The organism is Geodermatophilus sp. SYSU D00867, assembly GCF_054050315.1.
Genome location: NZ_JBJGZC010000003.1, coordinates 54,161 through 70,202, shown reverse-complemented (window position 1 = coordinate 70,202; position 16,042 = coordinate 54,161). Strand labels below are relative to the sequence as shown.

Sequence of the window (16,042 nt, the reverse complement as noted above, 5' to 3'; positions counted from 1 at the left end):
CCGCTCTAGTGTCGGCCCGGTGATCGTCGTGACCGCCGCGGGCGGACCCACCGGCACCGCGGTCGTCCGGGCGCTGCGGGCGCGCGGCGAGCGGGTGCGCGCCGTCGTCGCCACCCCGCGGCCGCGGCCGGAGCTCGAGGCGCTGGGCGCGGAGGTCGTCGCCGCCGACCTGGCCGGGGACCCGGCACCGGCACTGGCCGGCGCCGACGCCCTGTACCTGGTCTGGCCCAACTTCGACCCGCGCGAGGCCGACGGCGCGCCCGCCGTGCTGCGCGCCGCCGCGCGAGCCGGGGCGGCGCGGCTCGTCTACCACTCGGTGCTCCGGCCGCAGGTCCGGTCCATGCCGCACCACGCCGCCAAGGACCGCGTCGAGGAGGCGCTCGACGGCGCCGTCGCCGGGACCGGTGCCCGCTGGCGGGTGCTGCAGCCGTGCGCCTACGCCGACAACCTCGACGCGCAGGTGGCCGCCGCGGCGGGGACCGGCGAGCTGCGCAGCCCGTGGGGCCTGGAGCGGGCGCAGTCGTTCGTCGACCTGCGCGACGTCGCCGAGGCCGCCGCCGTGCTGCTCACCGGGGACGGTCTCGACAGCGGCACCTTCGAGGCGGCCGGCCCCGAGGAGCTCACCGCGCCCGACGTCGCCCGGCTCGTGGGCGAGCACCTCGGCCGGGAGGTCACCGCCGTCGACGCCGCCCCGCCCGAGGACGACGGCTCCTACGCCCGCCGCTGCCTGACGACGATGTTCGCCGAGTACCGCGCGCACGGGTTCACCGGCAGCCCGCGTGTGCTCACCGCGCTGCTCGGCCGCCCGCCGCGCACGTTCGCCGAGCACCTCCGCGGGTAGCCCCGCGGCGGCGGTCAGCGGGTGACCGTCGGCGCGTGGCCGTTCTGCCGGGCGGCCAGCCGCTCGCGCTGCGGGACGACGGTGTACTTGGGGTCGCGCGCGCTGGCCATCCCCGCCTCGAAGACGCCGAAGCGGGTGAGCAGCGAGCCGGCCGCCAGCAGCAGCCCGGACACCACCGCACCGGCCCGACGGCGCCCGGCGACGACGGTCAGCGCCGCGCCCGCCGCCGTGCACGCCCTCGCCGCGCGCAGCAGCGTCCCGGGCCGGCCCTCGTGGTACGGCTCGCTGACGATCCCGTGGTCGGTCTCCACCCGGTGCATCACGGCCAGCTCGATCGCCGCGCCGGCCACCGCGGTCCGCCGCGACGGACCGGCCTCGGCCACCGGCGTGAACACCATGGTCATCCCGCCGCCGGCCGCCATCGCCGAGCCGCCGAAGACGAACGGCAGCTGCCGGTGCGCCGCGTGCCAGGACGGCACCGCGGTGTTGGCCAGCAGCACCCCGGTGTAGGTGGCCAGCGGCCCGCCGAACAGCGCCGACACCACGCCACCGAAGCGCTTGAGCCGCGGGAACCAGCCCAGCAGCTCGACCGCCGCCGTCGCCCCGGCCGCCGCGCCGAACGGCGCGAGGATGTAGGAGCCGACCGACAGCGGCGAGGTCGGCTTGAACACCCGCAGCATGTGCAGGAACCGCTCGGGCCGGCCCAGGTCGTGGATGAGGAAGACCACCGACGCGATCGCACCGCCGCCGGCGGTGTACCGGCCGACCCGGGTCAGCACCGGCCGGCCGGTGACGTCGGCGACCGCCGCCAGGATCGACGACGACCCCGCCATGCCGCCGAGGAACAGGTACAGCGGCACGTCCGGCGACTTCCACACCGGCGGCTTGATGATCGGGCGGCCGTAGTACGAGGTGAACGTGGCGTCGTCCACCATGGCGACCTCGCCACCACCGCCGCGCCGCCCGCCTCTGCGCCGCCGCTTGCCCCGGGCCTCCGCCGCCGGGCCGTCGGCCCGCCGCCAGCCCGCACCCGGTGTCGTGAGCCCCTCCGTCACCGGGGCCTCCGCCCGACGAACGACGAGATGACGACGCCGGCGATCATCGCCGCGCCGGCCGCCGCCGCGCGCCACATCGCCGGCAGGTCACGGGTGGTGACCACCGGGTCCGGCGGCAGGCCGTAGACCTCCGGCTCGTCGAGCAGCAGGAAGAACGCGCCCGCGCCGCCGACGCCGTCGTCCTCGTCCCGGCCGTAGAGCCGCGCGGTCTCCACGCCCTGCGCCTTCAGCGTGGCGAGGCGGGCGTCGGCGCGGGCCTGCAGCTCGTCGAGGTTGCCGAACTGGATCGACTGGGTCGGGCACGCGGTGGCGCACGCCGGCTGCAGCCCGTCGGTGAGCCGGTCGTAGCACATCGTGCACTTGAAGGCCCGGCCGTCGCCCTTGCGGGTCTGGATGACGCCGTACGGGCAGCCGATGACGCAGTAGCCGCAGCCGTTGCAGATGTCGCCCTGGACGACGACGGTGCCGAACTCGGTGCGGAACAGCGCCCCGGTCGGGCAGACGTCCAGGCAGCCGGCGTGCGTGCAGTGCTTGCAGACGTCGGAGCTCATCAGCCACCGGATCTGCTTGTCGGTGCCGCTCTGCCCGGTCTGCGGGTCGAACTCGCTCAGCGCCTCGGCGTTGAGCACGCTCGACTGCTGGACGTGCGCCAGGCTCTCGTCCGGGCGCCCCGCCACCGGCGAGGGCCCGGAGTCCCGCCGGTCGTCCCCCGGGCGGCCGAAGGTCGGCATCGGGAGGTCGACGGTGCGGGACTGCTCGATGAACGCCACGTGCCGCCAGGAGTTGGCGCCCAGCTGACCGGTGTTGTCGTAGGACATCCCGGACAGCCCGATGACGTCGCGCACGCCGTGCGAGTCGTCCATCGGCAGCGTGTTCCACTCCTTGCACGCCACCTCGCACGCCTTGCAGCCGATGCACACCGAGGTGTCGGTGAAGAAGCCCACCCGCGCCGGGTGGTCCGGGTCGTAGCCGGCCTGCCCGGTGACGTCCGGCACCGGCCCGTAGAGCCGGTTCTCCGGGTCGTGCCCGGTGAACGCCGCGCTCGCCGAGCTGATCGGGGTCATGCCGGCCTCCTCACTGCTGGGATCCCTCGCCGGCCTCGGCGGCGACCGGGTCACGGCCGTTGAGCCCGACCCGCCCGGACGCCACGCCCGCGCGCCGCCGGTAGCCCTCCACGAACTCGATCAGCTCGGGACCGCGCGGGCGCCGTCCCGGGACGATGTCGGCGGTGCTGACCTTGTCCTCCTGGATGTGCGTGTTCGGGTCGAGCACGATGCCGAGCAGGTCGTTGGCCGAGTCGCCGGTGGAGATGCCGCTGTAGGACCAGTGGTAGGGCATCCCGATCTGGTGCACGACCTGGCCGTTGCGCAGCCGGATCGGCCGCATCCGCTCGGTGACCAGCACCTTCGCCTCGATCGCCGTCCGCGTGCTGACCAGCGTGGCGTACTCGCCGTTGACCAGCCCGCGCAGCGCGGCGAGCTCGGGGCTGACCTCGACGAAGAACTCCGGCTGGAGCTCGGACAGGTAGGGCAGCGTCCGGCTCATCCCGCCGGCCGTGTGGTGCTCGGTGAGCCGGTAGGTGGTCACCTGGAACGGGAAGACCGGGCTCAGCGGCGGGTTCTCCCGGTTCCACGGGCCCTCGATGCGCTCGATCGTCGGGTTCGCCTGCTGCTTGTAGAAGGCGTTCTCGACGACGGACTCCGCCGGCTCGTAGTGCGTCGGCAGCGGCCCGTCGACGACGCCCGCGGGCGCGTACAGCCAGGCCTTCCCGTCCCCCTGCATGATGAACGGGTCGGCGCCGCCGATCGCGTCCTGCGCCCGGGCCCCCTCCGGGGGCACGTAGTCCGGCCGCTTGGTCGCCTCGAAGTCCGGGTTGTCGGCGCCGGTCCAGCGGCCGGCCTCCTCGTCCCACCAGACGAACTTCTTGCGCTCGCTCCACGGCCTGCCGTCGGGGTCGGCCGAGGCGCGGTTGTAGAGGATGCGCCGGTTGTACGGCCACGCCCAGCCCCACTCGGAGGCGACCGGGCCCTGCTCGCGGCCGGGCCTGCGGCGGGCGGACTGGTTGACCTCGTCGGCGTAGACGCCGGAGTAGATCCAGCAGCCGCACGACGTCGACCCGTCGTCCTCGAGCTCCATGTACCCGGAGACGGCGCGCCCGTCGGGACCGACGCCGTTGATCTCCCGCAGCACGTCCTCGGCGCTGGGCTCCTGGTCGGGACCGTGCGTCGGGTAGTCCCAGGTGAGGTCCAGCAGCGGCCGGTCGCGCGGGTCGGTGGACCCGGCGAGCCGCTCGCGCAGGATGCGGCCGAGGTGGAAGTAGAACCACAGGTCGCTCTTCGCGTCGCCCGGCGGGTCGACGGCCTTGTGCCGCCACTGCAGCAGCCGCTGGGTCTGGGTGAAGGTCCCCTCCTTCTCCGCGTGCGACGCCGCCGGCATGAAGAAGACCTCGGTGGCGATCGTCTCCGGGGCGAGCTCGCCGGTCTCGATCTCCGGCGACTCCTTCCAGAACGTCGCCGACTCGATCATCTGCAGGTCGCGGACGACCAGCCAGTCCAGGTTGGCCAGCCCGAACCGGTTCATCCGGCCGTTGGGGTGGCCGACCGTGGGGTTCTCGCCGACCAGGAAGTAGCCGGAGATCTTCCCCTCGATCATGTCCTTGATCTGGCGGTAGGAGCTGTGGTCGCCGTCGATCAGCGGCATGTAGCCGAAGGCGAAGTCGTTCTCCGGCGTCGCGGCGTCGCCCCACCAGGCCTTGAGCAGGTTGACCATGTAGGTCCGCTTGTTGCCCCAGAAGCCGGCCTTGCCGGCGGCGTCGGCGCAGTACTCGTCGAGGGACTGGTGCTGCATCGCGTGCGGCATCGGCAGGTAACCGGGCAGCAGGTTGTACAGGGTCGGGACGTCGGTCGAGCCCTGGATGCTGGCGTGCCCGCGCAGCGCCAGGATGCCGCCGCCGGGACGGCCGATGTTGCCCAGCAGCGTCTGCAGGATCGAGCAGGTGCGGATGTACTGCGCGCCGACGCTGTGCTGCGTCCAGCCCACCGAGTACACCCACGCCGTCGTCCGGTCGCGCCCGCTGTTCTCGGTCACCCAGCGGGCGACCTGCAGGAACACCTCCGGCTCGATGCCGCAGACCTCGGCCACCATCTCCGGGGTGTAGCGGGCGAAGTGCCGCTTCAGGACCTGGAAGACCGTCCGCGGGTGCTGCAGCGTCTCGTCCCGCTTCGGCTTCGCCGCGATCGGCGGGCCACCGCTGCCGGCCGCCTGCGCCTTGTCGGTCTTCCTGACCTGGGGGTGGTCCTCGAGCTCGTCCTGCGCGGCGGCCCCGGCCGGGTCGTCGGAGCCCGAGTGCGGCGGCTCCTCCGGCTCGTACTGCCAGCTGGACTCGTCGTAGGTGTTGTTCTCCGGGTCGAAACCGGAGAACAGGCCGCCGAGGTCCTCGGCGTCGACGAAGTCCTCGCTCACCAGTGCCGCGGCGTTGGTGTAGGCGACCACGTACTCCTTGAAGTACAGGTCGTTCTCGAGGACGAAGTTGATCAGCCCGCCGAGGAACGCGATGTCCGTGCCGATGCGCAGCGGCACGTGCAGGTCGGCGATCGCGCTGGTCCGGGTGAACCGCGGGTCGACGTGGACGACCTTCGCGCCGCGCGCCTTGGCCTCGCTCACCCACTGGAAACCCACCGGGTGGCACTCCGCCATGTTCGAACCCTCGATGACGATGCAGTCGGAGTTCGCGAGGTCTTCCTGGGAGTTCGTGGCACCGCCACGACCGAACGAGGCACCCAGACCGGGCACCGTGGCGGAGTGCTATATGCGCGCCTGGTTCTCGATCTGTATGGCGCCCAGGGCGCTGTACAGCTTCTTCATGAGGTAGTTCTCCTCGTTGTCGAGGGTCGCCCCTCCGAGGCTCGCCAACCCCATGGTGCGGTTCACGCGCTTGCCGTCGTTCTCGTCCTGCCAGCCCTTGCGCCGGGCCTCGAGGACGCGGTCGGCGATCATGTGCATCGCCGTGTCGAGGTCGAGGTCCTCCCACTCCGTCCCGTACGGCCGGCGGTACTTGACCGTCGTCACGCGGGTCGGGCTGGTGACCAGCGACTTGCTGGCGCTGCCCTTGGGGCAGAGCCGGCCGCGGCTGATCGGCGAGTCCGGGTCGCCCTCGATCTGGACGATCTGCTCGTCCTTCACGAAGATCCGCTGCCCGCAGCCCACGGCGCAGTACGGGCAGACGCTCTGGACGACGCGGTCGGCGGTGGCCGTGCGGCTCACCACGCCCTCCGTCGCCTTGCTCCGCGCGGCCCTGCCGCGTCCGAGCGGATCGGGGCCGGTCAGCTGCCGGAACACCGGCCAGGCGTCGAGCCAGGTCTTCACGCTGTGGACTCTGCCACTCCCGGCGCGATCCGGCGCGTGGAACGCCGCGGTACCGGTCGTGCCGGTACCGCGGCGTCCGGGAGTCAGCGCACGTGCACGAACTCGCTGTGGCTGAGCAGCAGCCCCTCCGGGCCCGGGGCGTCCGGGTCGGTCAGGCAGAACTGCACGTAGGCCTCGCCCCGCGCCAGCGGGCCGAGACCGGCACGCACCCCGCCGTCCCACGCCGGCTCGGTCTGGTCGACCTCGAAGGTGCCGACGCGGCTCCTGCCGTCGCAGGTGAAGGCGTTGCGGTGGCTGTCGCTCCACGCCGCGGAGACGCCGCTGCTGCCCTCCTGCTCCAGGCGCGGGTCGGCCGTGCGGTCGGCGGTCTGCTTGACCGACACCCACAGGCCGAGGTCCTCGCCGGCGGCGCACCGGTAGCGGACCTGGACCTGCGCCACGGTGCGGTCGCCGCGGTCGACCTGGACGACGCCGACGACGTCGGCCTCGTGGGCGGGCCTCGGCGCCGCGGCGGCGGGGGCGGCGAGGGCGAGGACGGACGTCGCGGCGAGGGCGGTGCCGGCGACGAGGGGGCGCAGACGCACGGGATCTCCAGTGGTCTCGGGAGCGGGACGGCGGCGCAAGATGCCAGACCCCGCGGCACGCGGCCAGGGGTTCGTGCGTGGCGCCGTACCGCCCGGTACCGGGAGGGACTACCGCCCGGCCAGGTACTCGCGCGCCAGCCGGGCCGGCGCCCTGGCCAGCCAGGCCTCGGTGACCAGCTCCCCGAGCTCGGCGACGTCGATCGCGTCCAGCCGCACCAGCACGGCGGCGTACCCGTCGAAGTGCGGCGTCGTCAGGTAGACGGCGGGGTCGTCGGCGACCAGCGCCTGCTTGACGCCCTCGTCGGCGACGGCGGCGCCGAGGACCGGGCCCTCCGGCGCGGCGTCCCCCAGCTGCTCGACGTCGGCGCGGCGCAGCGGGCGCTCCCAGACGAAGGCGCGGTCGCGAACCTTCCACGCCGGCCGGCCGTAGGAGGTGCCCTCCGTGGTCCCGGGCAGCGCGAGGGCCAGGCGCCGCACGTCCGCCCAGGTGGCCACGGACGCGACGCTAGCGCTCCCGGGTCAGCCCGGGGCCGCGCCCGGCGCCCGCTACCCGCGCGGCAGGGCCACGCCGCGGGCGGCCAGCCGCTCCCGCAGGCGGTCCGCCTCCCGTCGTCGGTGCTCGGCGCGCCGGCGCAGCACCGCCACCTGCACGGCGTCGGTGGTGCGCTGCGCCCGCAGCTCGAGCACCGCCGCCGTCTCCAGGTGCAGCGCCATGCGCCGCAGCTCGCCGGACAGCTCCGCCGCCGGCCGTGGCAACCCCGGGTCGGTCCCCGCTGAGGTCATGGGAGGCATGGTGGAACGCATCCGTCCCCGCCGCACCCGGAGCGGCACGCCGGGCCGGCCGCCCCGGACGGGGGACGGCGTCCCCGGACCCGTCGGTCCCCGGGTCGATACTGGCCGCGTGGAGGGTCCCCGGCTGTACTGGATCGGCCACTCGACCGTCCGCGTCGAGCTGGCCGGGTCCACGGTGCTCACCGACCCGGTCCTCACCCGCTCCCTCGGCCCGCTGCGGCGGGTCTCCCCCCTCCCGCCCCCGGCCGCCTGGGCCGGCGCCGACCTGGTCCTGGTCAGCCACCTCCACGCCGACCACCTGCACCTGCCCAGCCTGCGGCTGCTGGCCGACGACGCCCGCGTGGTCGTGCCGCGCGGCGCCGGCGCGTGGCTGCGCTCGCGCGGCGTCCGCTGGGTGGACGAGCTCGCCCCCGGGGAGTCGCTGGTGCACCGCGGGCTGCGGGTCACCGCCGTCCCCGCGGTGCACAGCGGCCACCGCTGGGGCCCCCGCCTGACCCACGGCCCGGAGACGGTCGCCGTCGGGCACCTGCTGGAGGGCGCCGGGTCCAGCGTCTACGCCTGCGGCGACACCGACCTGTTCGAGGGCATGACCCGCATCGGCGACCGCGGGGTCGACGTCGCGCTGGTGCCCGTGTGGGGCTGGGGTCCCACGCTCGGTCCGGGCCACCTCGACCCCGGGCGGGCCGCGGAGGCCGTGGCGCGCGTGCGCCCCCAGGTCGCCGTCCCGGTGCACTGGGGCACCCTCGCCGTCCGCGGCGGCACCACGCTCCCCGGGCTGGCCGGGCGCTACCGCCGGCTGCTGACCGAGCCGCCGCTGGCCTTCGCCGAGGCGGTCGCCGCCCGCCGGCTGCGCACCAGCGTCGTCGTCCCCGAGCCGGGCCGGCCGGTCACGCTCCCCACCGTGGCGGACGCCGCATGAGCACCACCCTCGCCACCGCCTGGACCGACGGGTCGCTGGGCTACCCCGTGCTGTTCGGCGGCGTGCTGCTCGGGTCGATCGTCCCGGTGGTGCCCACCGGGCCGCTGGTCGGCGCCGCCGCCGCGTTCGCGGTCACCGCGCACGAGCTCAACCTGGTCGCGGTGCTCGTCGTCGCCACCCTCGGCGCCTGGCTCGGCGACGTCACCACCTTCGCCGTCTGCCGGTTCGGCGGGCCGGCCGCGGTGCGCTGGGTCGCGCGGGGCCAGCACGCCGACCGCATCGAGGAGGTCCGCGAGCAGTTCCGCCGGCACGGCTGGCAGATCGTCGTCGCCGGGCGGCTGCTGCCCGCCGGGCGCATCCCCGTGCTGCTGGCCGCCGGCGCGCTGGCCTACCCGTGGCGGCGGCTGCTGCCCGCCTCGCTGCTGGCCGCCTCGCTGTGGGCGGTCGCCTACGCGCTGCTCGGCGTGGCCAGCGGCGGGATCTTCGACAGCCCGCTGGTCGCCACGCTGGTGGCCACGCTGCTGGTCCTCGTCGTCGGCGCGGTGCTCAACCTGGTCGGGTCCCGCCGCCGGCGGCACACCGAGCCCGAGCGGCAGCCGGAGGACGAGGGCAGCCCGACGTCGTGCGGCCCCGCGTGAGCCGGCCGGACCAGCGCGGCCGGGTGCTCGGCCGCGGCCGCGCACCGGCCCGGGTGCTGCTCACCTGGCTCCTGGCGACGCTCGCCCTCGTCGTCCTCGACCGGTGGCTCGCCGGGTTCGCGATGGCCGCCTGGTGGCAGCCGCCGCTGACCGCGCTGCTGCTCGGCCTGCTCGCCGGCGTGGTCTGGCCGCTGGTCATGCGCGTGGCGCTGCCGCTGGCGCTGTTCACCCTCGGCCTGGGCAGCTTCCTGCTGCTGGGCGCCGGGGTGCTCGCGGTCTCCTTCGCCGTCCCGGGCGTCGTGGTCACCGACCTGGGCACCGCCACCCTGGTCGTCGTCGCCATGGCGGCGGTGACGGCGGTGGTGAGCAGCGCGCTGGCGATCGACGAGGACGAGGTGTTCTTCCGCCGCGCCCGCCGCCGCGCCGGCTCCGCCTCGGCCGCCGGGCCCTGCCCGCCGGGCGTGCTGTTCCTGCAGATCGACGGGCTCGGCGCCGACACCGCCCGGCGCGCGGTCCGCGACGGGTCGATGCCCACCCTGGCCGCGTGGCTGCGGTCGGGCAGCCACGCGCTCACCTCGTGGCACACCGACTGGAGCTCGCAGACCGGCGCCTCGGTCTGCGGCATCCTGCACGGCTCCAACCACGACGTCCTCGGGTTCCGCTACTACGAGAAGGACCGCGACCACGTCGTCGCGGTCTCCCACCCGGCCGACGCCGCCGAGGTGGAGCGGCGGCACTCCGACGGCCGCGGGCTGCTGGCCGGCGGCGGCGCCAGCCGCGGCAACCTGTTCACCGGCGACGCCCCGCACGTCAGCCTGACCATGAGCGCCCTGCCGCTGGTGGTGCCCCGGCGGTCGGGACGGCGGCGCGAGCGGGTGGGCGCCGGCTACTACGCGTACTTCGCCAACCCGGTGAACGCGCTGCGCACGCTCGGCGTCTCGCTCGCCGACGTCTACCGGGAGCTGTCCGCGGCTGCCCGGCAGCGCCGCGCCGACGTGCGGCCCCGGGTCAGCCGCGGCGGCCTCTACCCGCTGGCCCGGCCCGGGACGACGGTCATCGCCCGCGACGTCGTCGTCGCCGCGATCCTCGAGGACATGATGGCCGGCCGCCCGGCCGTCTACGCCGACTTCCTCGGCTACGACGAGGTCGCCCACCACAGCGGCGTCGAGCGCTTCGACACCCTCGAGGTGCTGCGCAGCATCGACCAGCAGGTGGGCCGGCTGGCCCGCGCCGCGGAGCTCGCGCCGCGGCCGTACCACGTGGTGCTGCTGTCCGACCACGGCCAGACCCAGGGCGAGGCCTTCGCGCAGCGGTTCGGCGAGACGATCGAGTCCTTCGTCGGCCGGCACTGCGGCGGCACGCCGGAGCCGGCGCGGCGCGGACCCGAGCCGCGCGACAGCCGCCGCCCGGCCGAGGGCTGGCAGGTGACCACCGCGCTGGCCGAGGTGGCGTCGGGGCCGGGGTTCATCGCCCGCCGGCTGCGCGAGCGGGTCGAGTCCGCCGGCGCGGGCGAGCACGCGCACCGGACGCCGTCCGGGGAGCCGGGCCGGGTGGCGCGGGTGGCGCCGGGCGTGGTGGTCGTCGTCTCCGGCCACACCGCCGGCGTCTCCTTCCCGGACCTGCCCGGACGGGTGCCGCTGGAGGAGATCGAGCACCACTGGCCCGACCTGCTGCCGGCGCTGGTCGACCACGACGGCGTGGGCTTCGTGCTGGTGCACTCCGAGGAGCACGGGCCGGTCGTCCTCGGCCGCGACGGCCTGCACCGGCTGGCCACGGGCGTGGTCGTCGGCGAGGACCCGCTGGCCGGCTACGGCGAGCACGCGCCCGCGCTGGTGGCGCGGGTGTCCGCGTTCCCGCACTGCCCCGACGTCATGGTCAACAGCCGCTACGACCCGGACACCGACGAGGCCTCGCCCTTCGAGCCGCACGTCGGGTCGCACGGCGGGCTCGGCGGCCCGCAGCAGCGCGGGTTCCTCGCCCACCCCCGGGTCCTGACGCCCCCCGGCGAGATCGTCGGGGCCGAGCACCTGCACCGGGTGCTGCGCGGCTGGCTGACCGAGCTCGGGCACCCGGAGCCCGACGGCGCCGGCGCGCAGGTGGGGCCGGACAGCCCCGCGGCCCTCCGGGATCCCAGCCGCGTCTGACGGCGGAACGCCCGGCTACGGCTCCGTGAACACCTGCCGGGTCCCGTGGCGGCGCGGTGAGGGCCTCCAGGACAGTGGGGCGATGCGACCCGACGCCGCCACCTGGTTCTCCGGCCGCACGTCCGCCGTCCGCTCGGTCGCCGACGTCGACGTCCTCGGCCTGCTGCGGGCCAAGCGCCGCGGCGGCCACCGGGTCAGCCTGGTCCTGCCCGCGCGCGACGAGGAGGCCACCGTCGGCGGGATCGTCGCCGGCCTGGTCGAGCGCTGGGTCCGGCTGGTCCCGCTGGTCGACGAGGTGCTCGTCGTCGACTCCGACTCCACCGACCGCACCGCCGAGGTGGCCCGCGCCGCCGGGGCCGACGTCGTCGCGGCCGCGGACGTGCTGCCCGCGCACGGCAGCCGGCCCGGCAAGGGGGAGGCGCTGTGGAAGTCGCTCGCGGCCACCAGCGGCGACCTGCTGGTCTTCCTCGACGCCGACCTGCTCGGCGACGTCACGCACTACGTCCCGGGACTGCTCGCGCCGCTGCTGACCGATCCGCAGGTCGGCTACGTCAAGGGCTGCTACGCCCGGCCGCTGGAGGTGGACGGCCGCGTCACCCCCGCCGGCGGCGGCCGGGTCACCGAGCTCACCGCGCGCCCCCTGCTCAACGCCCTGTGGCCGGAGCTCGCGGGCTTCGTGCAGCCGCTGGGCGGGGAGTACGCCGGCCGGCGCGAGGCGCTGGAGCAGGTGCCGTTCGTCTCCGGCTACGGCGTGGAGGTGGGCCTGCTGGTCGACCTGCTCGGGCTGCTCGGCCTGCACGGGCTGGCGCAGGTCGACCTGGGCGTGCGCCGGCACACCTCGCAGGACCAGGAGGCGCTGGGCCGGATGGCCGGCCAGGTGGTCTCGGCGGTGCTGGCCCGCAGCGGCCGGTCCGGCGCGGGTGGGCTGCTCACCCAGTTCCGCGCCGACGGCAGCGGCTTCCTGCCGGTCAGCACGCCGGTCGCCGTCGACGAGCGGCCGCCGATGGTGACCGTCCCCGAGTACCGGGCCGCTCGGGCCGGGGCGGTCTGAGGTCCTGCCGGCAGTCGTGCTCTGTCCCGCATCGGGGGCAGAGCACGAAGGGAGCCTCGCGCTCTGGTCCGCATCGGGGGCAGAGCACGACCGTGCGCCGCTCAGCCGTGGACGAGCAGGCCCCGGATCGTCTCGCCGGCCGCCTGGTCCCGGTAGCCCTGGTTCAGCTCGTCCAGGGGGTACCGCCGGGTGACCAGCCGGCCCAGCTCCAGCCGCCCCTCCTCGGCCATCCGCGCCAGCATCGGGATGTCGCGGAAGGGGTTGCACGAGCCGAACAGCGAGCCCTGCACGCGGTGCTCGAACACCGTGGTCATCTGCCCGTTGAGGTCGACGTGGCCCTCGCGCGGGTGGTCGGCCAGCGCCGTGAGCACCAGCGTGCCGCCCTTGCCGAGGCACGCCGACGCCCCGGCCATCACCTCGGCCGACATCTTCCCGACGGTCACGACCACCACGTCGGCGCCCGTGCCGCGGGACAGCTCGCGGGCCAGCTGCGCGGCCTCCCGGGCGTCGGCCACGGTGTGGGTGGCCCCCAGCGTCTCCGCGAACTCCCGCTTCATGGCCACCGGGTCGACGCCGATCACGTGCACCGCGCCCGCGTGCACCGCGCCCTGGACGGCGTTGACGCCGACCCCGCCGAGCCCGACCACCACGACGACGTCACCGGGGCGGGTGCCGCCGGAGTAGACCGCCGACCCCCAGCCGGTGGGCACGCTGCAGGCGAGCAGCGCCGCGGTGTCCAGCGGCAGGTGCGGGTCGATGCGAACGCAGGAGAACTCGCTGAGCACCGTGTGCCGGGCGAACGCGCCGACGATGCAGAAGCCGCCGAGGGGCTCGCCGTCCAGCCGGAAGGGATAGGTGCCGGTGGGCAGCTGCCCGATCGCGATGGTGGCGCCCGCGTCGCAGATGTTGGAGCGGCCGGTGGCGCAGTACCGGCAGTGCCCGCAGGCGGGCAGGAAGCTCGTGACGACGTGGTCGCCGGGCGCGACGGAAGTGACGCCTGGCCCGACCGCCAGGACGACGCCGGAGCCCTCGTGGCCGCCGACGATCGGGTACCGCCCGCCGGGGTTGGAGTGGCGCAGGTGCTCGTCGGAGTGGCACAGCCCGGCGTAGGCCATCTCGACGAGGACCTCACCGGGGCCGGGGTCCACGACCTCGAGGTCGACGATCTCGTACTCGGTGCCCGCCTCGCGCAGCACCGCTCCCCTGGTCCTCACCGGTCCCCGGCCCTCCTCTGGCCCGGCACCCGCCCTCGCGGACGCCGTCGTCTCGGCGCCCAGCCAACCCCACGCCGCGGCGGTGCCCCACGCCGGGGTGGCACCCGGTGCCACGTGCGGTTCCGTGCACCGCGCCCGGCCGGGTGCGGCAGGATCGCCGGGTGCCCGCTCCCAGGCCCGCCGCCCCGCCCTCCCCCGGCACCGCGACCGGCGACCCCCGGCCCACCACCCGCTGCCCCGGCTGCGGCTCGGTCCTCGTGCCGCTGCCCGGCGAGCCCGCCGCGCGACCGGGCGCCTCGGCCGCCTGCACCCGGCTGTTCGAGGAGACCGTGCGCGGGCTCCGGGACGATCCGGCGCCCGACGGCACCGCTCCCCCGGCGCTGGCCCTGGCCGAGGCCGCCTACGCCGCGCAGCACCCCGACCCGGCCGATCCGCCCGCGCTGCGCGCGGCCCTGGCGGCCTTCGGGGTCGGGCCGGCCGACCCGCTCCCGGCCCGCCCGCGGGAGTGGACGACGACGATCGCGGACGTCGCCGCCGACCTCGACGTCATCGACCTGACCGTGCTGGTGGAGACGTGGGCGACGGCCGTGGCCGACGACTGGCGGCACGCCCCGACCGGATGATGTCGTTCCGTTTCGACAAGATCGGCAACGCAGCGTTGCTACCCTTCGTACCGTGAGTGATCAGTCCCGTCGGGCCCAGAAGAAGGCCCTCACCCGCGCGCACGTGCGCGAGACGGCGCAGCGACTGTTCGCCGACCGCGGCTTCGACGCCGTGACCATCGCCGACGTGGCGGCCGCGGCGGACGTCGCGGTGCAGACGGTCTTCAACCACTTCACGACCAAGGAGGAGCTCTACTGGGCCGACCGGACGCCGTGGGTCGACGGGCCCGCGGCCGCCGTGCGGGAGCGTCACGCGGGGGTCCCCGCGCTGACCGCGCTGCGCGCGCACCTGGTCGCCTCGGTGGGGCACTACGTCGAGCGGCTGGCCGATCCGACCGGGCGCTGCACCGTCACCGACCTCGACCGCTCCCCGGCGCTGCAGGCCTCCGAGCGGGAGCTGCACCACACCGCCGAGGCCCGGCTGCGCGAGGCCCTCGTCGAGGCCTGGACCGGCCCCTGCCCCGAGCACCCGGTCCCCGCCGACCCGCGGACGACGGCCGCGGTGGTCGCCGCCACGTGGCTGGCGGTCTCGCGGATCCTGGTCACCCAGCCGCGCTCGCCGATGCCCGCGCCCGAGCAGGCGGCGGAGGTGGCCGCGGCCACGCGCGCGCTGGCGGAGCGGCTGCTCTCCGGCTACGAGGCGGGCCTGGTGAGCTCCGCGACGGCGGACGAGTCCGCCCGCGCCCTGCGCGCCGTCTGACCCGGTCCCGGCCACCCGGCCGTGGCCGGCCTCAGCGGCGGGCGGGCTCCGCGGCCGGGACCACGATCGGGAGCAGTACGTCGTCGACGACCTGCTCCACGTGGTCGGCGACCATCCCGCCGTCACCGGCCGCGGTGAGCCGCTGCCACCAGAAGGCCTCGAGCACCGAGCGCAGCAGCGCCAGCCGCTCGGCCGGCACCTCCTCGCCCCGTGCCGCCCAGCGCTCGCCCAGGACCTCGACGGCCTCGGTCAGCGGGCGCACCAGGGCGGCCTCGAGACCGGCGCGCAGGTCCTCGTCGTGCCGGGCGGCACCGACGAGGCTGGCCACGGCCCGCTCCTCGCGGGACAGCGGCCGGCGCCACGAGGCGACCAGCGCGACGAGGTCGGCGTGCAGGGAGCCCTCGTCCTCGGGGACGCGGACCAGCGTGAAGCGGCTGACCGCGGACCTCGCCAGCGCCGCCATCGACGGCCAGCGCCGGTAGATGCCGGCCTTGCCCGCACGCGCCCGGGCCGCGACCCGGTCGCTGTTGAGCCGGCCCCAGCCCTCGTCGGCGAGGATGTCGACGGCGACGGCGACCAGTTGCTCGGACAGCTCGGCGCTCAGCGGGCGGCCGGGAGTGCCGCTCACGAGCCAACTCGTTCGCACGACATCAGGTTGCGCACGGTCTCATCCTGACCTGTCAGTGGAGTGACCACAACGACCGGGGCCGTATCGTCACCCGACCGGACCGTCGGGACCCCGTCTCAGGCGCCCGCCGCGCCCTCGACGTGGACCCGGAGGGTGGCGCCGTCGTCGCTGACCCAGCCCCGGTCGCGGGCCTGCTCGACCATCCGGTCGAAGCGCTCGCCCCAGTCGGCGACGTCGGCGTCGGGCTCGGCGGCGGCCCGCAGCGCGGCGGTGTCGAGCAGGCCGGTCCCGTCGTCCTGCAGCCGTCCGAGGCCCGCCTCGCGCAGCACCTCGTCGGCCTCCTCGTCGGTCACCTGGCCGAGGGCCAGCTGCAGCTTGCTCAGGTCGTCGGTGTCGACCACCCGCACCTCGGGGCGCTCGTCGGCGCCGCCCACCACCTCGACGATCAC

At 75.6% G+C, this 16,042-nt stretch carries 15 protein-coding genes and 1 pseudogene; 7 read left to right on the top strand and 9 right to left on the bottom strand.

The features are described 5' to 3' along the window. Positions 1 to 19: 19 nt before the first annotated feature. Positions 20 to 841, top strand: coding sequence for an SDR family oxidoreductase (locus ACI8AK_RS03890; RefSeq protein ID WP_456901548.1), 822 nt, complete (start codon positions 20 to 22; stop codon positions 839 to 841). Positions 842 to 855: 14 nt separating this feature from the next. Here the strand turns inward: ACI8AK_RS03890 and nrfD are convergent, their stop codons facing one another. The 6 genes and pseudogenes from nrfD to ACI8AK_RS03860 all read right to left on the bottom strand — a co-directional run bounded on the left by nrfD (position 856) and on the right by ACI8AK_RS03860 (position 7,628). Further along, positions 856 to 1,896, bottom strand: coding sequence for an NrfD/PsrC family molybdoenzyme membrane anchor subunit (gene nrfD / locus ACI8AK_RS03885; protein ID WP_456951088.1), 1,041 nt, complete (start codon positions 1,894 to 1,896; stop codon positions 856 to 858). Further along, on the bottom strand, positions 1,893 to 2,960 hold the full coding sequence (locus ACI8AK_RS03880; protein ID WP_387988548.1) for a 4Fe-4S dicluster domain-containing protein: 1,068 nt from the start codon (positions 2,958 to 2,960) through the stop codon (positions 1,893 to 1,895). The genes nrfD and ACI8AK_RS03880 overlap by 4 nt, the downstream gene beginning before the upstream one ends. Positions 2,961 to 2,970: 10 nt before the next feature. After that, positions 2,971 to 6,261: pseudogene (gene fdh, locus ACI8AK_RS03875) on the bottom strand (formate dehydrogenase). A gap of 83 nt (positions 6,262 to 6,344) precedes the next feature. Next, positions 6,345 to 6,845, bottom strand: coding sequence for a hypothetical protein (locus ACI8AK_RS03870; protein ID WP_387988549.1), 501 nt, complete (start codon positions 6,843 to 6,845; stop codon positions 6,345 to 6,347). A gap of 108 nt (positions 6,846 to 6,953) precedes the next feature. Beyond that, a complete protein-coding gene (locus ACI8AK_RS03865) occupies positions 6,954 to 7,340 on the bottom strand; it encodes an MmcQ/YjbR family DNA-binding protein (RefSeq protein WP_387988550.1) in 387 nt (128 codons plus the stop codon). 51 nt (positions 7,341 to 7,391) lie between these two features. Beyond that, positions 7,392 to 7,628, bottom strand: a complete 237-nt coding sequence (locus ACI8AK_RS03860; RefSeq protein WP_387988551.1) for a hypothetical protein — start codon at positions 7,626 to 7,628, stop codon at positions 7,392 to 7,394. A 118-nt stretch (positions 7,629 to 7,746) separates the two neighbouring features. Between ACI8AK_RS03860 and ACI8AK_RS03855 the strand changes: the two genes are divergently transcribed. The 4 genes from ACI8AK_RS03855 to ACI8AK_RS03840 all read left to right on the top strand — a co-directional run bounded on the left by ACI8AK_RS03855 (position 7,747) and on the right by ACI8AK_RS03840 (position 12,389). After that, positions 7,747 to 8,556 carry an MBL fold metallo-hydrolase gene (locus ACI8AK_RS03855; protein WP_456955141.1) on the top strand — a complete coding sequence of 270 codons (810 nt, stop codon included), beginning with the start codon at positions 7,747 to 7,749 and terminating at the stop codon, positions 8,554 to 8,556. Continuing rightward, entirely contained in the window at positions 8,553 to 9,194 is a 642-nt protein-coding gene (locus ACI8AK_RS03850) for a DedA family protein (protein WP_456955140.1), read from the top strand. Before ACI8AK_RS03855 ends, ACI8AK_RS03850 begins: the two co-directional genes overlap by 4 nt. Further along, positions 9,179 to 11,338: a phage holin family protein gene (locus ACI8AK_RS03845; RefSeq protein ID WP_456955139.1), complete on the top strand. Its 2,160-nt coding sequence runs from the start codon at positions 9,179 to 9,181 to the stop codon at positions 11,336 to 11,338. Before ACI8AK_RS03850 ends, ACI8AK_RS03845 begins: the two co-directional genes overlap by 16 nt. Before the next feature lie 82 nt (positions 11,339 to 11,420). After that, on the top strand, positions 11,421 to 12,389 hold the full coding sequence (locus tag ACI8AK_RS03840; protein WP_456901544.1) for a glucosyl-3-phosphoglycerate synthase: 969 nt from the start codon (positions 11,421 to 11,423) through the stop codon (positions 12,387 to 12,389). A gap of 101 nt (positions 12,390 to 12,490) precedes the next feature. On the opposite strand, the gene ACI8AK_RS03835 is transcribed toward ACI8AK_RS03840, so the two are convergent. Next, positions 12,491 to 13,603 carry an NDMA-dependent alcohol dehydrogenase gene (locus ACI8AK_RS03835; RefSeq protein WP_456901543.1) on the bottom strand — a complete coding sequence of 371 codons (1,113 nt, stop codon included), beginning with the start codon at positions 13,601 to 13,603 and terminating at the stop codon, positions 12,491 to 12,493. Between the two features lie 161 nt (positions 13,604 to 13,764). Between ACI8AK_RS03835 and ACI8AK_RS03830 the strand changes: the two genes are divergently transcribed. Both ACI8AK_RS03830 and ACI8AK_RS03825 read left to right on the top strand, forming a co-directional pair. Next, on the top strand, positions 13,765 to 14,226 hold the full coding sequence (locus tag ACI8AK_RS03830; RefSeq protein ID WP_456955138.1) for a DUF5946 family protein: 462 nt from the start codon (positions 13,765 to 13,767) through the stop codon (positions 14,224 to 14,226). 52 nt (positions 14,227 to 14,278) lie between these two features. Further along, complete coding sequence (locus ACI8AK_RS03825; RefSeq protein ID WP_387988558.1) at positions 14,279 to 14,965, top strand: TetR/AcrR family transcriptional regulator; 687 nt, start codon at positions 14,279 to 14,281, stop codon at positions 14,963 to 14,965. A gap of 31 nt (positions 14,966 to 14,996) precedes the next feature. Here ACI8AK_RS03825 and ACI8AK_RS03820 read toward each other — a convergent pair whose 3' ends face one another. Together ACI8AK_RS03820 and ACI8AK_RS03815 are read right to left on the bottom strand one after the other, a co-directional pair. Further along, entirely contained in the window at positions 14,997 to 15,593 is a 597-nt protein-coding gene (locus tag ACI8AK_RS03820; protein WP_387988559.1) for a TetR-like C-terminal domain-containing protein, read from the bottom strand. Between the two features lie 116 nt (positions 15,594 to 15,709). Then, on the bottom strand, positions 15,710 to 16,042 hold the full coding sequence (locus tag ACI8AK_RS03815) for a hypothetical protein (RefSeq protein WP_456901540.1): 333 nt from the start codon (positions 16,040 to 16,042) through the stop codon (positions 15,710 to 15,712).